The sequence below is a fragment of the Pseudomonas sp. HTZ2 genome (genome assembly GCF_033173945.1).
In the GTDB taxonomy this organism is placed as follows: Bacteria; Pseudomonadota; Gammaproteobacteria; order Pseudomonadales; family Pseudomonadaceae; genus Aquipseudomonas; species Aquipseudomonas guariconensis.
The window spans coordinates 4,410,740-4,430,094 of the sequence record NZ_CP137332.1 but is presented as its reverse complement, the minus strand read 5'-3'; the positions used below and the strand labels follow the sequence as shown (position 1 = coordinate 4,430,094).

The 19,355-nt window shown below is 58.4% G+C and carries 14 protein-coding genes and 1 pseudogene; 6 read left to right on the top strand and 9 right to left on the bottom strand.

Annotated features, from left to right (window positions below; all coding sequences use genetic code 11):
* Positions 1-35: 35 nt before the first annotated feature.
* On the bottom strand, positions 36-1,091 hold the full coding sequence (locus tag R6G97_RS20440) for a tetratricopeptide repeat protein (protein ID WP_253132695.1): 1,056 nt from the start codon (positions 1,089-1,091) through the stop codon (positions 36-38).
* A gap of 145 nt (positions 1,092-1,236) precedes the next feature.
* Here R6G97_RS20440 and R6G97_RS20435 point away from each other — a divergent pair, with 145 nt between their 5' ends.
* The 3 genes from R6G97_RS20435 to R6G97_RS20425 all read left to right on the top strand — a co-directional run bounded on the left by R6G97_RS20435 (position 1,237) and on the right by R6G97_RS20425 (position 2,412).
* Positions 1,237-1,557: a YbjQ family protein gene (locus R6G97_RS20435; protein WP_070572421.1), complete on the top strand. Its 321-nt coding sequence runs from the start codon at positions 1,237-1,239 to the stop codon at positions 1,555-1,557.
* A gap of 138 nt (positions 1,558-1,695) precedes the next feature.
* Positions 1,696-1,884, top strand: a complete 189-nt coding sequence (locus R6G97_RS20430; RefSeq protein ID WP_043214981.1) for a hypothetical protein — start codon at positions 1,696-1,698, stop codon at positions 1,882-1,884.
* A gap of 222 nt (positions 1,885-2,106) precedes the next feature.
* Complete coding sequence (locus tag R6G97_RS20425) at positions 2,107-2,412, top strand: hypothetical protein (protein WP_043214979.1); 306 nt, start codon at positions 2,107-2,109, stop codon at positions 2,410-2,412.
* On the opposite strand, the gene R6G97_RS20420 is transcribed toward R6G97_RS20425, so the two are convergent.
* The 4 genes from R6G97_RS20420 to R6G97_RS20405 all read right to left on the bottom strand — a co-directional run bounded on the left by R6G97_RS20420 (position 2,403) and on the right by R6G97_RS20405 (position 5,542).
* Positions 2,403-2,825: a group II truncated hemoglobin gene (locus tag R6G97_RS20420; RefSeq protein WP_043214976.1), complete on the bottom strand. Its 423-nt coding sequence runs from the start codon at positions 2,823-2,825 to the stop codon at positions 2,403-2,405. The genes R6G97_RS20425 and R6G97_RS20420 overlap by 10 nt on opposite strands.
* 89 nt (positions 2,826-2,914) lie before the next feature.
* On the bottom strand, positions 2,915-3,247 hold the full coding sequence (locus R6G97_RS20415) for a hypothetical protein (RefSeq protein ID WP_070572416.1): 333 nt from the start codon (positions 3,245-3,247) through the stop codon (positions 2,915-2,917).
* A gap of 334 nt (positions 3,248-3,581) precedes the next feature.
* A complete protein-coding gene (gene ampC / locus R6G97_RS20410) occupies positions 3,582-4,727 on the bottom strand; it encodes a class C beta-lactamase (RefSeq protein ID WP_317847425.1) in 1,146 nt (381 codons plus the stop codon).
* A gap of 20 nt (positions 4,728-4,747) precedes the next feature.
* Complete coding sequence (locus R6G97_RS20405; protein ID WP_043214970.1) at positions 4,748-5,542, bottom strand: AraC family transcriptional regulator; 795 nt, start codon at positions 5,540-5,542, stop codon at positions 4,748-4,750.
* 80 nt (positions 5,543-5,622) lie between these two features.
* On the opposite strand from R6G97_RS20405, the gene R6G97_RS20400 reads away from it, so the two are divergent.
* Both R6G97_RS20400 and R6G97_RS20395 read left to right on the top strand, forming a co-directional pair.
* Entirely contained in the window at positions 5,623-6,609 is a 987-nt protein-coding gene (locus tag R6G97_RS20400; RefSeq protein WP_043214969.1) for a bile acid:sodium symporter family protein, read from the top strand.
* Between the two features lie 857 nt (positions 6,610-7,466).
* Positions 7,467-7,574 (top strand): annotated as a pseudogene (locus tag R6G97_RS20395) (IS3 family transposase); the annotation flags it as partial.
* Between the two features lie 205 nt (positions 7,575-7,779).
* On the opposite strand, the gene R6G97_RS20390 reads toward R6G97_RS20395, so the two are convergent.
* The 4 genes from R6G97_RS20390 to R6G97_RS20375 form a co-directional block, all read right to left on the bottom strand.
* The gene (locus R6G97_RS20390) at positions 7,780-8,835 is read right to left on the bottom strand and encodes an AAA family ATPase (protein ID WP_054881518.1); all 1,056 of its coding nucleotides are present in this window, start codon (positions 8,833-8,835) and stop codon (positions 7,780-7,782) included.
* Entirely contained in the window at positions 8,835-9,050 is a 216-nt protein-coding gene (locus R6G97_RS20385; protein ID WP_054881519.1) for a helix-turn-helix transcriptional regulator, read from the bottom strand. The genes R6G97_RS20390 and R6G97_RS20385 overlap by 1 nt, the downstream gene beginning before the upstream one ends.
* 481 nt (positions 9,051-9,531) lie before the next feature.
* Positions 9,532-14,430, bottom strand: a complete 4,899-nt coding sequence (locus R6G97_RS20380) for a DEAD/DEAH box helicase (protein WP_317847424.1) — start codon at positions 14,428-14,430, stop codon at positions 9,532-9,534.
* 140 nt (positions 14,431-14,570) lie between these two features.
* Complete coding sequence (locus R6G97_RS20375) at positions 14,571-15,776, bottom strand: tyrosine-type recombinase/integrase (RefSeq protein WP_049296426.1); 1,206 nt, start codon at positions 15,774-15,776, stop codon at positions 14,571-14,573.
* Positions 15,777-16,587: 811 nt separating this feature from the next.
* Here R6G97_RS20375 and hsdR point away from each other — a divergent pair.
* Positions 16,588-18,960 carry an EcoAI/FtnUII family type I restriction enzme subunit R gene (gene hsdR / locus R6G97_RS20370; protein WP_185279958.1) on the top strand — a complete coding sequence of 791 codons (2,373 nt, stop codon included), beginning with the start codon at positions 16,588-16,590 and terminating at the stop codon, positions 18,958-18,960.
* Positions 18,961-19,355: the final 395 nt, after the last annotated feature.

The window sequence follows — 19,355 nt, the reverse complement described above, 5'->3', positions numbered from 1 at the left end:
AGAGAGCAGGGGTTCCGCCGCAGATGAGCGGCGTCCTACAAACCTTGCTGGAGCAACGGATCGTCCGGGTTCTGCCGCTCGAGTTCGGCCAGCAGCACCTGTACGTTCTGCAGTTGCCCGGTTTCCTTCCAGTACTGAATCAACAGCACCCGCGCACGCCGATTCGCAGGTTCCCGGCTCAGCACGGTCTCCAGCTGTTTCTGCGCAGCCTCGACCTGCTCCAGGTCATGCAGAGTGACGGCCAGGCTGTAGCGGTAGTCGAGGTTGTCCGGCTCCAGCTCGACGGCGCGTGAGAAGGCGAGCAGGGCGTACTCTTTTTGATCGTGGCGGGTCAGCCAAAGGCCCAGCTGATGCTGCAGGAAGGCTGAGTCCGGGCGCAGGGCCAAGGCTTTGGCGAGCACTTGACGAGAGGCGTCGTGCTGGCCCTGGCGTTCGAGCAGTCGGACCTGCGTGGCCAGTGCGTCGAGGTTCTCAGGGGCGATCTTGAGGCTGCGTTGCAGGGCGGCGGCGGCCTGGTCGTAGGCATCTTCATGCAGATACAGACGCGCCAGGTGCACTTGCGCGGCGGCGTCGTCGGGCTGGGCCTCCAGTGCCTGCTGGTACTGCTCCAAGGTGTCCTGCAAGGGGCCGAAGTACAAACCGATTGCATCGGGATCGAGGCCCAGCAAGGCATCCACCGCAGCAAAACGCACGCCTTGGTCCTCGTCCTCCAGCAACGGGCCCAGAACCAGACTACGTTGAGCTGCGGGTAACAGCCGGCGAATGCTGGTAATGGCGGCGCGGCGAACCATCGGGTCGTCGTGCTCCAGGTCCTGGCGAGCGAGTTTCAGTGCCTGGGGGGAGGGGTAGTTGGGCAGCTCGGCGTGCAGGGCTGCCCGGCGGATCGGCGCCAGGTCGTTGCGCTGCAGTTGCTGGTAGAGCACCCGCGCTGCACCCGGCTCGCCATCATGAGCTTGGCGCAAGGCCTTGGCATAGCTGTGGGCAGGGATGGCAGGGGCAGTGGGTTGCGGGTCACGCCTCAGGTAGCCGATGACACCCGATACCAGGACCAGCAAGAGCAGGGCAATCAGGTAACGACGGCGGTTGGGCATCGGGCGGTCCGTGGCGGCGGGAATGGCAGAGCTTGGGACAGCCGGACACTAATTGCAACGCCCGTGCGGCAGCTGGCCAGGCCAGATCGTATGGAAAGGTCTGTTAAGATTCGCGCGTTTCCAACTGTGGCCAAGGAGCCGTTTCATGATCATCAGCACCACCAGCCAGCTCGAAGGCCGCCCCGTCGCCGAATACCTGGGTGTGGTCAGCGCCGAATCGGTGCAAGGCATCAACTTCGTGCGCGATTTCTTTGCTCGCTTTCGTGATTTCTTCGGCGGCCGTTCCCAGACTCTGGAAAGCGCCCTGCGCGAGGCGCGTGAGCAGGCCACCGAGGAGCTGAAGGCGCGGGCACGTCAATTGCAAGCCGATGCAGTGCTGGGTGTGGATTTCGAAATCAGCATGCCATCAGTCCAAGGCGGCATGGTCGTGGTATTCGCAACCGGTACGGCAGTCCGCCTGAAGTAGGGCACTTTGCCACTGGTCGGGTGATGCCGGATTGTCCGGAAGGTCTGCAAATGACCGACTAGTCTCCATTTCAACGGGCCGCCGCTTCTGAGCAAGCAGAGTGCTTGCTGGCGCAGCCATCATTGGAGGGAGCAGGGCATGAGCGAATCCTTTTCCGAAGACATGAACGATGCGTTCCCGATCAACAGCCAAGTGTGGTGTGGCCAGGCGTTCTTGCGCCTGGGGTTCGCCAACATGACCCTGGATGAATCGGAACAACTTAAGCCTGCACATTTGCAGCGCGTCAAAAAGGGCCGTTTCACGCCCCGGTTCCGGACCCGGAAGTAACCCCGCCCAGCGTTCTCGCCTGGCCAGCAATATAGCGGTCAGGCGAGGGCACTTTGGCTCCTGCGCCGACGCTTGCCTGATCGATCGGAGAACTGCATCACGTTCGCTGGCAGCTTTTCATCCTGTTTGTTGATCTTGCTCATGGCATCGGTGGGTCGTACTCGCCGGGCGGTCACGGCTGTGCTTTTCTTGCGCCGATTTTCAGCACAAGGAGGTGAATGCATGCGTGTCAGGGAACAGACTTATTGGGAATGGGCCGATGCCCAGTTGCACAGCCGCTGCCATGACGAAGTCCTGAGTGATGGCACCGTGCTCGATATCCAGGTGCGGTTGTCGCGGTTGGGTGCCACGCAATTGTTTCTCGGGCTATATGCTGGGAACGGCAAAGCCCTGCTGGAGGAGTACTATCCCGCGCGCCCCGGTGAGACCATGACCCGTGCCCTGGTCTGGGGCGTGGAGCGCGCTCGGGCCTTGGCCACCGGCGCCGTGCCGTTGCCCGCGGCCAGGGCCCGGCGACTTCAGGCCTGAGCGCGGCGGTTGCGGCTGGCCTGGACGATACGCTCGGCCGGCACGCGCAGCTGGCGCAACAGGTACTCTGCAAAATCCTTGGCCCAAGGCTGCAAGGCAATGGCTTGTTCCATGCAGCTTAGCCAGACGTTGGCGTGCTCTTCGTCGATTGGCCATTGTGCGTGGAATGAGGGAATGGCGATCGAGCCATAGCGCTCGCTGTACAGGCGTGGTCCACCGAGCCAACCGCTCAGAAAGCAGGCCAGTTTGTCCCGTGAGCCTTCAAGGTTGTCAGGGTGCATGCGCCGCACGCTGGATGCTTCAGGGCGCTGGTCCATCAATCGGTAAAAATCATCGACCAGACGGCGCAGGCCGTCGATGCCGCCAGCGGCCAGGTAGGACGCGTCGCCGGTGCCATAGGCAGGGATATTCATCGCAGGCTCCAACAAACAGGAGCGCACAGTGTAACAGGCATGAAAAAGCCCGGCCTTGCAGGGCCGGGCTCAAAGAAGGGTGGTACGACTCAGTTCAATGGGTCTATCACCTTGACTGCCTGCCGCTCACGGGCGGTAGGCCATTCTTGTTGTAGGGTCTGCAGGACGCGGCCGACGAACTCGGTGTCGGCGGCGGCCTTCTTGCCGACATAGCCTTGGCCACGGCGGTAGACCTTGAAGCGGGCGCGCATGCTGGGCATGTGCGATTCGAATTCATCTTCGACCGTGTTGGGTGGCAGACGGTCGAGGCGTACCTCGCCAGTCTGGCTGACCCACAGTAGGTGGTCATCGAGGCTGTCCTTGCGCGCGGCGAACAGCTGGGCCAATTGGTCGATCGTAGGATTGTTGTTCAAATTCATCATAAAGCCCCCATTACCCATCAGTCAGTGATTTTTCACTCGGCGCCACGATGTGTAGCGCACTAACACGGCTGCTACAGCAGCATTGCAACAGGGGCCTTCTCACGCTGCCTTTTGGACAGTTTCCCTCTCCACGGACGGCCTGCGTTACCGCGCAGGCCGTCTGGAACACCCTTGCCACCGCTCCCGATCAGGGAGACGGCCTCATCATGCCCAAGGCTGATGAACGACGTCAACAGGTTTGTAGTGAATATTTTTTGGCACTACATGTTGTCCGACAATCGATCACGCGCAGCGCCTCGAGCGTGTTCTGGGGCTGAAGTGGCTGCTTCGTGTCTCAGTGTTCCAAGGCGGAAAGGATCTGGTAGGCCGCGCGTACCCTGGCTTCATTTGGGTAGTTGCGGTTGGCGAGCAGGACGATCCCCAGCCCCTTGGCCGGGATGAAGGCGTAGTACGCACCGAAACCTCCGGTGGCACCGGTCTTGTTGTACCAAGCGGCTGGTTCGGTGGGCAGGGTCGGTTGCAAACGGACGGTAGGTTGGGGGTTGAGAGCTACCTCAGAGCTATTGCCTTTAAGCAAGGTTTCCAAGGCGACTGGATACCGGTAGCGCTCCCATCCAAGGCCCTGGGTCATCGGGCCGACCTTGAAGTAGCCCGCCTGGGTGAGGGCGATCGCCTTTTGCAGCGATGGCGCCAGCGAGTCGGCGTTCAACTGCAGGCGCACATAGCGTGCGGCATCGTTCACGGTGGTCTTGATTCCATAGGCTTCGTCCGCCAATGGTCCTGGATTGACCCGCACCGGCTGGTTGCTGGCGTTGTAGCCCTGGGCATAACGCTGTTGTGCAGTGCCAGATACGGCAAGGTAGGTATCGGTCAGGCCTAGTGCAGGCAAGAGTTGTTCGGTCATGATCTTGGCGAACGATTGTTTCTGTGCACGCGCCGCCAGATCACCAAACAGGCCTAGGCTGGGGTTGGAGTAACAGCGCTGAGTGGCCCGTGCAACACGCGGTTTCCAGTGCTGATAGAAGGCCTGCACCTGCGCTTCGGTCTGCACGTTGTCGGGGAATTGCAGCGGTAGGCAATCGGCGCTGTAGGCACCCAGTTCCAGCACACTGGCCTCACCCAGGGACGTGCCTTCAAGGGCCGGATGGTAGCGTTTGGCGGGGGCATCCAGCGCCAGCGTACCCTGGGCGCTGGCAAGCGCAACGAGGGTGGCGGTGTAGGTCTTGCTGAGCGAGCCGACCTCGAACAACGTGTCGCGTTTCACGGGTTGGGCGTTGGCCTTGTTGGCCACGCCGTACGTGAAGTAGTGCTCCTTGCCATCGGCGATCACGGCCACGGCCATGCCCGCGATGTCGTGTTCACGCATCAAGGGCTCGATAACCTCATCGACCTGTGTGTGCAGCGCGTCGGCCAGGCTGTGCCCGGTCACGGTGGCGAGGCTCAAAGCGAGTGCAAAGCGCACGTAGGGCAGTGGCTTCATGCAAAAGATCCTTTTCAGATTCAGTAAGGTGTGTGGCGTCGCAGGAACTCGCCTGGCGATTGGCCGAAATGCTCGCCAAAGGCCGCGATGAATGCTGAAAGCGAGGCATAGCCACAAGCCAAGGCCACGTCAGTGACCCGTTCTGCGCGCTCCAGCGCTGGCAAGGCACTTAGCAGGCGCACCCGTTGACGCCATAGGCGGAAGGTCAGGCCGGTCTCGCGCAGAAAGCGCCGGCTGAGGGTCTTTTCCGAGATGCCAAGACGCAGCGCCCAGTCGGCCAGACTGCGGGTATCGTCGGGCGAGGCTTGCAGGCGACGGCAGATCTGACGCAAGTGACGATCGCGAGGGAGCGGCAGGAGCATCTGTTCTTCCTGGGCACTGGCCAGACGGTCGAGCAGCACCTGCACCAGACGCCCATCGGCGCCTGACTCGTCATAGTGCACGGGCAATTGCGAGAACGCCTGGATCAGTTCGCCCAGCAGCGGTTCCACTACCACCACCCGGCAGGCCATGGCCGGCCAGGGCAGGGCGGCAGGTTCGATATACAGGCTACGGATACAGGTGTTGGGCTCACAGACCACACGGTGGGGAACCTGTGCGGCGATCCAGACGGCCCGTTGGGGGGGCACCAGATACAGGCCTTCGGGCGTGTGCACGCGCAGGATGCCGTTGCGGGCGTGGGAGAGTTGCCCCCATGGATGCCGGTGACGATAGCCCAAGGCAATGTTGGGGAGGCTTTCGGCCTGGCCATAGACCTGTCGTGGTAGGCATTCGAGCTGGTCGAGGCAGGCCTCGGGATGTCCGTTCAGCGACACTAGTGGGGGTTCCGGCGTTAGCGGTAGGGAAGGCGAGACCTTATCGTTTGCTCCTGCATAAATACAACTCGGAATAAACCATGAAGTACGTCAGAAAAATCTTCGATAACTTCACCTTAGCCTTGCTTGGGGTCGTGCTGATCGCCACCTTCTTGCCGTGTTCAGGCGATGGCGCGGTGTTCTTTGGCTGGTTGACCAATTTGGCGATTGGCCTGCTGTTCTTCCTGCACGGCGCCAAGCTGTCGCGCGAAGCGATCATCGCTGGCGCCAGCCATTGGCGGTTGCACTTGCTGGTGTTCGCCTGCACGTTCGTGATGTTCCCGTTGCTGGGCATGGCCTTCAAGCCGCTGTTCGTGCCGTTGGTGGGCAACGAGCTGTATCTGGGCGTGCTCTATCTGTGCGCCTTGCCGGCGACAGTGCAGTCGGCGATTGCCTTCACCTCCCTGGCGCGCGGCAACATTCCGGCGGCGATCTGCAGCGCAGCGGCATCGAGCTTGCTGGGGATCTTCCTCACACCGTTGCTGGTGATGCTGCTGCTCGGTGCCGAGGGCGACACCGGGTCGGGGTTGGACGCGGTGTTGAAGATCACGCTGCAACTGCTGGTCCCGTTCGTGGCAGGGCAGGTTGCCCGTCGCTGGATCGGGGAATGGGTCAAGCGCAATGCACGGTGGCTGAAGATCGTCGACCAAGGTTCGATCCTGCTGGTGGTGTATACGGCTTTCAGCGATGCGGTGGTCACCGGGCTTTGGCATACGGTCTCGGCACAGCATTTGGCGGGGCTGTTCGTCGTCTGCGGGATCTTGCTTGCAGCGGTGTTGTTCGTGACCCGGCTGTTGGGGCGTGTGTTGGGGTTCAGTGTGGAAGATCGCATCACCATCTTGTTTGCCGGGTCGAAGAAGAGCCTGGCTACGGGAGTGCCGATGGCTCAGGTCTTGTTCGTGGGCGGTGGGATTGGGGCGATGATCTTGCCGTTGATGTTGTTTCATCAGATTCAGCTGATGGTGTGTGCGGTGTTGGCTCAGAAGTACGCTGCGCGTGGGGTTGAGGGGGTTTCGGCGGTTTCCTGATGGTTTTGTGGTTTGGTGGTTTGGTGGTTTGGTGGTTTGTGGGCTTATCCGTTTGATTTGGCGACGGTTAGTCACCTTTCCGCCCTTACGGCGGGTCACTTTTGGTCTTGGCCAAAAGTAACCAAAAGCCGCGCGCCCCTGCATCCGGCCCGGCGCTTCGCACCGGGTCCCCTCGCTGCGGTGTCTTACGGGGCCTCGCGGCCTCCGGCTGGCTACGCCAGCCTCCATCTCGCGACTTCGGCTACGCCGAAGGGCGCTACGCGCCTGCCCCTACAGACACCTCCGCTCGGCCTGCTGATGGGGCGCAAGTTACGGGCGGCGCCTGGACTGGCGTTGTTTTATTCAATGGTTTTTGTGGTGAGCTTTTGGGCCATTCGCGGGTAAATCGGGGCGCCGAACCGCCGTTCACACAGGCTCACCGCAGCTCTTGAGAACGGCGCTGTGCCTACAGGAGCGGCGGTTCGGCCGTGAGATAGGCAGGAATAAACACCCAAACAATTAATTTGTTTGCCGTTGCCGTTGCCGTTGCCGTTGCTTTTGATACGCGATAGTCCAGACGCCATCTATCGCGACCTCAGAAGGCCGAGTGGAGGTGTCTGTAGGGGCAGGCGCGCAGCGCCCTTCGGCGCTAGCCGAAGTCGCGAGATGGAGGCTGGCGCAGCCAGCCGGAGGCCGCGAAGCCCCGAAAGGCACCGGAGCGGAGGGGACCCCGGAGCGCAGCGCAGGGGCCGGATGTGGGAGCCAGCGGTTTTTGCCTACTTTTGCCCAAGAGCAAAAGTAGGTCGCCGTAAAGGCGAAAAGCGCCGGTGGCGCCCCCACCAAACCCGGATATTCACACAGCCTGAAAGCCCAAGCCCGATTACATCGAGATGTTCTATAACCCTAAACGCCGACACAGCAGTGCTATGCAGCTGTCTCCAGTAGAGTATGAGAAACGCTATTTCCTGAGCTTGGAGAGTGTCTAGAAAACCAGGGGCGATTCACGATTTACAACAAGAACGGCAATCTCTATTTCATTGGGAAGTAGTCGTGGTCGACCTGTGCGACTGGCGTGCCGGGATTTTATCTGAGGAATCAGGCATACAGACTCTCTCGCGAGTCGAAGGCGTTCAATAAAAACGAAGGTGCTCAACACAAGTATTGAGCACCTTCGACGTGCGTTGAGCGCCTTCAGGAAGCGGTGGGAAGCTCCCATGCCCATCCGCCCTGCATACCTGTTTTGTGTGAACGTATACCTAGCTGTTTCTGGGCTCTGCGAAGTGACGCCGAAGAAATGCAACGTTCTTCAGCTAAAGCCATCAACGCATTGATTGCAACAGGCCCAGCTTGCAACGTCTCCTCGAGAAAGCTGCACGCCTCTTGAGTAGCTGATGCTGGTCTTTCGCCGTCCGCTCGCTCGATATCCGCCAAAATAGTTTCAGCACTACCTTCGACGGCCTCTCCCCACCGGATGCAGGTTGTTTCCAACTGCTCGTTTATCACTAAGGGCTCAACGAAGTACTCTATCCCCCCACTATCAATCGAGACGTTGGATTTCGGTCGGACAAGCACTCGCGCTTCGGAATTTTGAGCTTTCCCAGCCACCAGTACCGTGCGAGCAAGCGCTGAGAATGCCTGGCTGCCGATTACGCGATCAGCTACGGATGACTGGGATGTACCTTTGCTCAGGTGAGATATACCGAGGACAGCGCAACAATGCTGCTCTGCGAAATCCACTACCATTTGTAGCCCCTGCCGAACTTCGTTTGCCCGGTGCATATCCCCACGAATGAGATTGATCAGTGGGTCGAAAATCAGCAATGAAACGCCGTCAATCCTTGCGGCTGCTTCATCCAAAAGGGAAAAGTTGGCTGCAGGATCAAACTGTCGTCTGTTCCCACGTTGATCTCTGAGCCCCTCGATAACGTGCACGCGGGTTAGGTCTGCATCTGCAGCCGTAAGGCGGGGAATGATCGTATCAGCGATACCATCCTCGCCGCTCCAGATTACGATGTTGCCTGCTGCCTCACATTTGCTGCCGTCTGGCCAGTCACCACCTCTGCTGAGCGTGGCGGCCAGCGAGATTGCCAGCGTGGTTTTGCCGCATCCACCTGCGCCGGCAAGAATGGATAACTTTGCCTTTGGCAGCCAGCCTGGCCAAATCCACTGGATTTTTTCCGCTGGAATATCGACCGCTGCTGTGAGTTCTATCGTCCAGCCCGGTTGTTGAGGTGTTCGGCGCTGCATTACAGCGCCTCCCTTTGCCGAATCCAAGCCTGGACTTCGCTGTTACGCCAACCGACGCTGGAGCCGCACAAAAGGCGCTGTCGCGGGAAAAGGCCTTCCGATATTTTCCGATAGATCGTTGAACGTTTTAGGCCGACGATTGCTTCGACATCGCGCAAACGAAGAATCTTGTCATCGTCGCCGACGTCGTCAAAGTTGCTAACGTGCTTTGCCATAGGTTTTGAGTCCGAGGTTCTGAAGCGTGGGGCAGCGTCCTCCGGCACTACTGCTAAAAAGGGTAAAAGACGGGTATCGGCTGGCTATATAGCGAGCAGGGGCATTTGCCACACGCATAGGTATATGCGCGTTTCCGAGATTCATGGTCGGTAGCGTCGGAGGTCGTTGTGGGCTACAGAAGTTCTAGGGTACTAAGGCTTCTAGGGACAGAACGGACTGCGAGTGTTCTGACCAGGTACGCAAATCAGCCAAAGGCAGCTGATGCGGCCCATTCAGCTGATGCGAACGAGGCGAAAGTTTTTAACGTCGTTACCGGGGCGACGTGGCGGCCCGTTGCGGATCGATAGGGAACGCTTGAGACGGACACTATTTAACATGAGAGTGCCGGGCTGGCAATCAGCAGGTGCTCTACCTTGGTCGGGAAAGGGTGGCCCAACCAAGGCAGTAGTGACTGAATGCTTAGTGTTCTATCTGACTCAACTAGTCATCTGTGCCGATATCGAGTTTGGGCAGCGCCTTGACGATTTTCTGAGTTTCCAAGCTGACGGTGACCACGCGCTGGAACAGCTCGAGTGGGTACTTGGGGTTGCCCATGGTTTCCACGGCCCAGTCGTTGGCGTCGTTGACGATGCCGCTGGCCTTGTCGGTACGCACCGCTTGGCGCTCCATCACCCAATCGAGTGCGGCTTTGCCGTTGACGACGTAATCCCACGCCGCTTCAGGAATGCCCTTTAGGGTGATGCGGTGGTTGTAGATGACGGTGGTCTTGTCGCCCTTTTTGGCGAACTTCATCTTCTCCACTCGGTAGTCAGCGGCGGAGAGTGTGCCTTTGGCCTCGATGGTCAGCGGGTAGGGCGCGACGGTTTCGTAGTTCAGGTGAAGGTCGGCCAAAGCGCGCCCAGCCTTACTGAACGCCCAGAAGTCGGCTGCTTCCTTCACTGCCGGAATGCGTGGCAGCTCCTTACTCAGGTTGTCGGCAAAGCGCTCGCGGTAGTCTGGGGAGTGGAGGATGCCGTAGACGTAGTAGAACAGGTCTTCCTTACTGATCTGCTCGTCGGGATAGGCGCTCCGGAAGTGAACCAGACTAGCGTCGGTGATAGCGTCACGGCGGCGCAGGCCGCCTTCAACTGGTTCAGCAAAGAGGTCGTCTGTTGAGGCTTGGGCTGCTTCGTCGTAGAGGTAGAGCGGAAAGCACTGTGAACCTTCAATGTCTATGAAGTGAAGGCTTGGCACATGGCGTGAAATCAAGGCGCTAAAGGCAACTTTCTCGCCAGAAGCAGAAACGCCAATCACCAGATTTTCCGCGCTAGCACTGGGGAAAAGGCGCGGCATCTGTAGCACCATCTCGTTAAAGGCGCGGTTGAAATACAGCCACTGCTTAGTGAATGGTCGGTAAAGACCGGTCACCAAACATTCGCTTTCAAACGTGAACGTGCGACCCTTCCCGAGGTTTTGTTTCAAAGCACGAGACCAACTGATACGTGCCGGATTGACATCAATAAAGTTGTTGACCAGCTCTTGTCGAGCCTTGGTGTCCAGCCCTTTATATGCCGCCTCAAAGCGAGCCACTTCAGAGTTGTAGAAGCCGATCATACTACTCATGTTGACTTCTAGCTTCATACGACTGGCGTTATAGGCCCAAGCGTCGCGTGCAGTCACAACACCAAGCGAGAAACTGTCGAAAAGCTTGATGCCATCATTTTTCTTATCCCCTATAGCAATGAATTGACCAAAACTATCGTCGCGCTGCTTAAGCCAATCGCCATGCTCGTCCGGGGTGATCTGCTGCCATTGCTCAATACCAGCCACGCTGGCGTAGTTTGCAATTTTCTCTAGTTTTTCTTCTCGACTCAGGTAATCGCCGATGTCGTTGAAAAAAATCTGGCCTTGAAACTGTGCGTCTGGATTCTTTACCAGCAGTGAGATGGCGATAGGGGCGCGACTGCCACTGCCGAAGATCTTGCCGCCTTCCTTACGAGAGGTTTCACCGCTGGTTCGCTGGTTACCACGCAGGTGGAACACATAGAGGCTGGAAAACTCATCCGCTAGGCACTTACGCATTCCATCCTGTGAGGCAGCGTCCAAAAAACCTGCGTTGGTCACAAAGCCGATAATGCCAGCATTGCCGATGCGGTCACTGGCCCAGCGAATAGAGCGGATATAACTATCGTAGAGGCCTCTTGAAAGAGTGGCCTCAGAAAGCGCAGCGTAAGTTTCCTCAATGCGGCGATCCAATGCCGGGTAGCTTACGTTCTGGTTGTTATCGTTCTGGCTGCCCTGTCCTATGGAGTACGGTGGGTTACCCACAATCACTCTAATATCGAGCGCCTTCTGCCGCTTACGCCTGGCACTGTTGTCCACCAGCAGTGCCTCTACCAGATCTTCCTTCTCATACATCTGGAAGGTATCGGTCAGGCAGATTCCTTCAAACGGGGTGTACTCGTCGATCACTTCTCCGTGGTAGGCGGCTTCGATATTGATGGCGGCGATGTAGTAGGCCAGGAGTACCAGCTCGTTGGCATGGATCTCGTGCCTGTACTTGTGCGCTAGCTCTTCCGGCTTGATCAGACCCGACTGAATCAAACGGGTGATAAAGGTGCCAGTGCCGGTAAAGGGGTCGATGATGTGAACGCCCTTGCTGCCGAGGGTTTGGTCAAACTCTTTTTGCAGCAGGTGATTGACGCTGTGGAGGATGAAGTCCACCACCTCGACCGGGGTGTAAACGATGCCCAAGCGCTCGGTCATCTTGGGGAAGGCGTTGCGGAAGAACTTGTCGTACAGCTCGACGATGATCTTCTGCTTGCCCTGGGCGTTGTCGATACCGGCAGCACGCTGACGCACGCTGGCGTAGAACTTCTCTAGAGTGTCGGCTTCCTTGGCCAAGTGATGCTCATGTAGCGCGTCCAGCACGCCTTGCATGGCTTTGGACATGGGGTTGTGGCTGGCGAAGCTGTACTCCTCGAACAGCGCATCGAACACCGGCTTGGTTACCAGATGCTGGGCGAGCATTTCGACGATCTCGCCATCGCTGATGCTGTCGTTGAGATCATCGCGCAGCTCAGCAGCGAAGGCCTCGAAAGTCGCTCTCTCTTGGATATATTCAGGGTTTTCCAAAATGCCCTGGATACGATCGATATGGGTGCGGGCGATCTTGGCGATATCGTTGGCCCAGTCTTCCCAGTGGTGGCGGTTGCCGCACTTGGAGACGATCTTTGCGTAGATGGCCTTCTCGATTTCCCCCACCTCATAGGCCAGCTCGGCCTGCTGGGTCATCTGACCCTCGACATCGTACTTAGTACGTTTCTCACCAATGCCGTACTGCCCTTTGCCTGCCTGGCCGTTGCTGGTGCCGCTAGCTTTCCTGGCCTTTTTCTCGGCCTTGTCGGTGATGGCGATGACTTCCATCTTGCGCGGGTCAGAGCCGATCAGGTCAAGCTTGTTGACCATGGCGTCGAAGCTGTCGTCGTGCGAGCGCAGTGCCTGAAGCACCTGCCAGACCACTTTATAGGTCTGGTTGTCATTGAGCGCTTCGTGGGGCTCCATGCCGGCCGGAATGACGACGGGCAGCACCACGTAGCCGCGCTTTTTACCCGGTGCGTTTCGCATCACCCGGCCCACCGATTGCACCACGTCCACCTGGGAGTTACGCGGGGTGAGGAAGAGCACGGCGTCCAGCGCCGGTACGTCCACACCTTCAGACAAGCAGCGCACGTTGCTGAGGATGCGGCAGGTGTTGGCTGGCGGTTCTTCCTTAAGCCAGGTGAGCTTGGCTTCCTTGGCACTAGCGTTCATGCCGCCATCGACGTGTGCGGCTTCGCAGATGATGCGTGAGGCCTCATCGATGTTTTCTGACTCCTGATAAGCCTCCACCACCGACTGGAACATGCTGGCGATGTTGATCGAGCTGACCTTGTGCTTGGTGCCCTTGTAATTGGGCGAGATGACCTGGCAGAAAGCTACAGCGCGCCTCATGGGCTGATCATCACCCACCAAGTTTTCGGCCAATCCCTGCTTGGCCAGCGCCTTCCAGCAACCGACTATCTTGGCGGCGTCGTCTACCTTGAGCTGGTTGTTCTCGTCCTTCAGCATCTCCTGAAGGCGGCGGCTGATGGTGCTCTCCTCGACGGTGAGTACCAGCACCTTGTAATCGGTGAGCAGGCCGCGCTGAACGGCCTCGGAGAAGTTGATGACGAACAGCTCTTTGCCGTAGAGCGCTTCGTCATCCATCGAGCACAGGGTGACTTCGCCAGACTCGGCCTTGAGCTTGGCGTTGTCACCATAGATGCGCGGCGTAGCGGTCATGTACAGACGTTTGGTGGCGCGGATGTAGTCGGCATCATGAACGCGCACAAAGTTGCTTTCGTCATCGTCGCCAAAGGTGGCACCCGTGGTGCGGTGCGCTTCGTCGCAGATCACCAGATCGAAAGCGGCCAGGCCATGATCAGCCTGGGCGCGGCTGATTACGTCGATGGAGTGATAGGTGGAGAACACCACGCTCATGTGTTCGGCATCGTGGCGCTTGAGCATTTCCGCTGCGAGGCGATCCGCCTTGGTGGTGGCCGGGTAGCGCAGCTCGTGGGTGAACACCTGAACCGCGTCATCCTCTGATTTGCGCTTCTTGCCTACGTCGCTGTCGGAGCAGACGGCAAAGCTGTGGAGCGGGGTTGCGCTTTCCTGCGTCCACTCGGTGAGGGTTTGCGATAGCAGTGACAGGCTGGGCACCAGGAACAATACACGCTTGCCCTTGCCGGCCTGCTGCTCGGCAATTTTCAGGCTGGTGAAGGTCTTGCCGGTGCCGCAGGCCATGATCAGCTTGCCGCGTTCGGCGTCCTTGAGGCCAGCGGCCACGGCATTCAGCGCGGTTTGCTGGTGCTCGCGCAGCTGCTTCTTGGCCTTGAGCGCGACGGCTTGATTGGGCTGGTACTTGGCCCAGTCGATCTGGCTGTCTTCCAGGGCTTGCAGGTCGATCTTACTGACCGGGGGCTGCTGGCCCTGCAACGCGTCCTCGGCGTGCTCGCTCCAGTTGTTGGTAGTGGCTACGATGATGCGGTGCGAGAACGGCGCCTTGCCCGAGGCAGTGAAGAAGCTGTCGATGTCCTTCTTCTGAACGCGGTAATCCACGGCATACAGCTTACACTGGATGGCGTGGTACTCGCCGGTACCTTGGGTGCGCGCCACCAGGTCGATGCCCGCGTCCTTACCGCTAAGGCCCTGCTCCTTCGCCCACTCCGCATATGCCCATACCTTGTCGTACAGGTCGCGGTAGGTGGCTTCGTTGCGGAGGTAAGTGCAAATCAGCTCTTCGAAATAAGTACCTTTTTCGCGTTCGGTGACAGAAGCGCTGCGGTAGGTATTCAGCAAAGCTGATAAGGCTGACATCGGTAGGAATTCCTTTTGGACTGCGCCTGGCGCACTACAGGCGCCAAATCGGCGCAGTTTAGCAATTCAGCCAGTACTGGAGCGATAAGATAGTGCTTGTATTAGCTTGAAGGCTTGCTGGCTGATGGGGGCGCTTGCATTCAGCGTTTTATCGAGTCCAAAAAGTCGGCCCAGATCTGCATCATTTCACGCCGCTCCGGCAAGAAGGTGGTTCGATCGTACGCACGTCCCAGCGGATTTTTTACCGTGTGAGCAAGCTGATGCTCCAGAAGATCGGGGCGAAACCCCAGCACCTCAGCGCCTATGGTTCTCGCTGTCGCACGAAAACCGTGCCCAGTCATTTCGTCGCCGCTGATGTCCATGCGGCGTAACGCGCTGAGTACGGCATTGTTGGACATCGGCCGGTCGCCTCCTCGTGCCGAGGGGAAGGCGTACCGATGTCTGCCGGTGAGTGGTTTCAGCTCGCGCAGAACAGCGATTGCTTGCTGGCTCAGGGGAACCAAATGATCCGGACGATCCTGTTTGGTGGCAGTGAGCCCTTTCATCTTGTGGCCGGGTATCAACCACTCGCCCGCATCCAGATTGACCTCCGACCACTCCATGTGGCGCAGGTCACCGGGTCGGCAGAACAGCAATGGGGCCAGTTTGAGTGCACAACAAACAGGCATTGTTCCCGTGTAGCTATCCAGTGCTTTGAGCAGTGCACCGAGTTTTTCAGGATCGGTCACGGCAGCAAAGTGTTTCACCCGCTTGGCTGGGAGCGTCCGTGAGAGATTCCCTATCTGGTTGGGCGGGGTGATGCCGGCAGCTCCGGCGAACTCAAAAATCTGTTTGTAGATCTGGGCAACACGACGGGCCGTCTCGCGAGCACCGCGCTTGATAATGCGCTGCAGGTTTTCGACCAGCATGGGTGTGCTGATGCTGCTGATTGGGAGTTTTCCCAACCAGGGGTAGGCATTGAGCTCAAGGCGCTGCCGTACCGTGCGGGTGTACTCCGGATCCCAGGTTGACTCGCGAATAGTGAGCCATTGCTTTGCGACCGATTCAAAGGTGTGTTGGTGATCGAGCTGGCTGACCACCTTGGCCATGCGTCTTTGCAGCGAAGGGTCTTGGCCGCCGGCAAGCTGAACGCGTGCATCATCACGCTTGCGTCGGGCCTCCTGCAGGCCGACCTCAGGATAAACACCAAGCGCAAGGCGCTTTTCCTTTCCCAGAAAGCGGTACTTCAAGCGCCAGTAACGGCCTCCGTTGGGTTGCACTTCTAGGTACAACCCCTGTTCGTCGTACAGGCGATACGGCTTGTCCTGGGGCTTGGCGTTGCGGCAGTTGGTGTCTTTCAGGGGCATTGGGGGCACATCCTCTCCGAGCGAGCTGATGAGCGTTTTATGCCCCCATATATGCCCCCGTCAACCGCGGGTTGCCCTGGGATTAGGTGGGAAAGCGTGGGCAATAAAAAAGCCGTAAAGCTTTGATTTCTTTAGGCTTTACGGCTTTTCTGGGTCTTCCTGGGAAGAAAAATTGGTGGAGCCGGGGGAATCTGAAATGACTTTTTATCTTATTTAAAAACAACATAAAAATTCGGTTTGTCTTTTCTATGGAATACCTTTTGGAATACTGCGTCACGAAATTTGAACTCGGGACTCCGGAGCATTGAGGGGCGCACGAGCGCTCGCGTTTAGACTTCAGAATCGCAATTTGCTCAGATCGACCTCGGACTCAGCATCGCATGCTACGTGACGGCAGCATCGATGGCCTATTGGATTACTCGCATCCGCTGTTCTGTGAGCGCAACTGCCTTTGCTTTCTCACCGTGGGCAGCCTCCGGCAGCTTCAGGACAGACGGGGGATAGGGATGATCCAGCGGCGTGATCCAATCGCACGTGGGATGTTCATTTCGCCATGCGCTGACGTCACAACGCCGCGCGAATAGCTTGAGTGGAATACTGGTGCTACCTCTGTGCAAAAAAGCCGCGTTTTGATGGGACGCGAGCTTTACCCATGCTGGCTGGATAGATATTGTGACGTCGTTCGCACACAGTTAGGTCAAAGAGCCATCAGGGACGTAATCAAGGGTTCTAGCGTACACTTTTACGCCGTCCCAATAATCGCCTCGCCAACCAGATATGCGAGGTCAAGGCAGTTCAACGGGACGGATACATGGACAAGAATTCACTGACTGAGCGTGACATCTGCAGCAAATACATCACACCGGCCATCACCGCGGCGGGCTGGGATTTGCACAAGCAGGTTCGTGAGGAAGTCAGCTTTACCAAGGGGCGCATCATCGTCCGTGGCAAGCTGCACAGCCGAGGCGAATCGCGCCGCGCCGACTACATCCTGTATCACCAGGCCAACCTGCCGCTGGCGGTTATCGAGGCCAAGGACAACAAGCACGCGCTCGGCGCCGGTATGCAGCAGGCGCTCGGTTATGCCGAGGCGCTGGATGTGCCGTTCGTATTCTCCAGCAACGGAGACGGCTTCCTCTTCCATGATCGCAGTGGCACTGGCACGCAAAAGGAAACCGAGCTGAGCCTGGAGCAGTTCCCCAGCCCCGATGAGCTCTGGCAGCGCTACTGCCAGTGGAAGGGCCTGAGTGGCGAAAGCCAGCAGAAAGCCGAAGCCCCGTATTACGACGACGGTTCCGGACGCATGCCGCGTTACTACCAGATGAACGCCATCAACCGCACCGTCGAGGCCGTGGCGCGCGGGCAGGATCGCATCCTGCTGGTCATGGCCACCGGCACCGGCAAGACCTACACCGCCTTCCAGATTATCTGGCGCTTGTGGAAGTCCGGGCAGAAGAAACGCATCCTCTTCCTCGCCGACCGCAACATCCTCGTCGACCAGACCAAGAACAACGACTTCAAGCCCTTCGGCCAGGCGATGACCAAGATTGCCAAACGGCAGATCGAAAAGTCCTACGAAATCTACCTGTCGCTGTATCAGGCCGTGACCGGCAACGAAGAAGAGAAGAATATCTACAAGCAGTTTTCCCGCGACTTCTTCGACCTCGTGGTGATCGACGAATGCCACCGAGGCAGCGCCTCCGAAGACTCGGCCTGGCGCGAGATTCTCGACTACTTCTCCGGTGCCACCCACATCGGCCTGACTGCTACACCGAAGGAGACCAGAGAGGTTTCCAGCATCACCTACTTCGGTGAGCCGGTGTACAGCTACACCCTCAAGCAAGGCATCGAAGATGGCTTCCTCGCCCCGTACAAAGTGGTGCGCATCGACTTCGACAAAGACCTGCAAGGCTGGCGTCCGCCCAAGGGCACGCGCGACAAGAACGGTGAGCTGATCGAAGACCGCGTCTATGACCTCAAGGACATGGACCGCGACCTGGTGATCGAAGCGCGCACCCAGTTGGTCGCCCGCAAGGTTACCGAATACCTGATCGCCACCGACCCCTTCCAGAAAACCATCATCTTCTGCGACGACATTGACCACGCCGAGCGCATGCGCCAGGCCCTGGTCAACTTCAACCCCAAGCGCGTTGAGGAAAACCGCAAATACGTGATGCGCATTACCGGCGACGACAAGGAAGGCAAGGCCGAGCTGGACAACTTCATCAACCCCGAGTCGCGCTACCCGGTGATCGCCACCACCAGCAAGCTCATGACCACCGGCGTTGATGCCCAGACCTGCAAACTGGTGGTGCTCGACCAGCACATCAAATCCATGACCGAGTTCAAGCAGATCATCGGTCGTGGCACCCGTATCAACGAGGATTACGGCAAGTACTGGTTCACCATCATGGATTTCAAGAAAGCCACCGAACTGTTTGCCGACCCGGCCTTCGACGGGGAGCCGGTGGTAATCTACAACCCCGAGGGCGACTCCTCACCGGTGCCGCCGGAAGAAACCGAGGGCGAAGAGGGTGACGTGATCGACGGTGGCGCTGGGCCAACAGAAGGTGACGAAACCACCGGCGGCGCTGACGACGATGGCGGCAAGAAGCGCGTCAAATACGTGATCAACAACGTCGCCGTGCACGTCATTGCCGAGCGCGTGCAGTACTACGGTCCGGACGGCAAGCTGATCACCGAATCGCTACGCGACTACACCCGCACCTGCGTTAAGAAACAGTTTGCCTCGCTGGATGACTTCCTGCGCCGCTGGAGCGATGCCGAACAGAAGAAAGTCATCATCGATGAACTGGCCGCTCAAGGCGTGATGTGGGAAGCCCTGGACGACGAAGTCTCAGCCAAGCGCGGCCAGCCGCTCGATCCGTTCGACCTGATCTGCCATATCGCCTTCGACCAGCCGCCGCTCACCCGCAAGGAGCGCGCCGAGCAGGTGAAAAAACGCAACTACTTCGCCAAATACTCCGGCGCCGCCCGCCAGGTACTGGAAGCCCTGCTCGACAAATACGCCGACACCGGCGTCGAGCACATCGAAGACATCAAGATTCTTCAGCTGGCGCCATTCAGCCAGATCGGTGCGCCGATTGAGCTGGTCAAGGCCTTTGGCGGCAAACCGGGCTATCAGCAGGCCATTCAGGAGCTTGAGCGACAGCTCTACGGATAACCGATGCCCAAACTTAATTCATTTGAAATCGCAGCTGCGCTCATCCGTAAGGGCTTTGTTCTGACCGTCAAAAATCAACATGCTAACGGGTATGAGCGACCTGATTTTAACGGTCGTGTATTCGTCAAAATGAGCAAAACGGGTGCTCCTGTTGCCAAGCAGCCCTTCCTCATTCATCCAGAACATGCCACCGCAGATAAATGGGACTCCATCAAGGTACTTTCCCCTTCGTTGCCAAATACCGGGTATCGAAACACCAACATGACGGGTTATCCCACCGTAGCTGGCTCTGACAGTAAATTAGCAATTGCATTGGATATCGCTACAGAGGCCGACCTTCATCAACTGCTTGATCTACTCGGTTATAAATCCTCTGTTTCTGCCCTCCAGTCCGC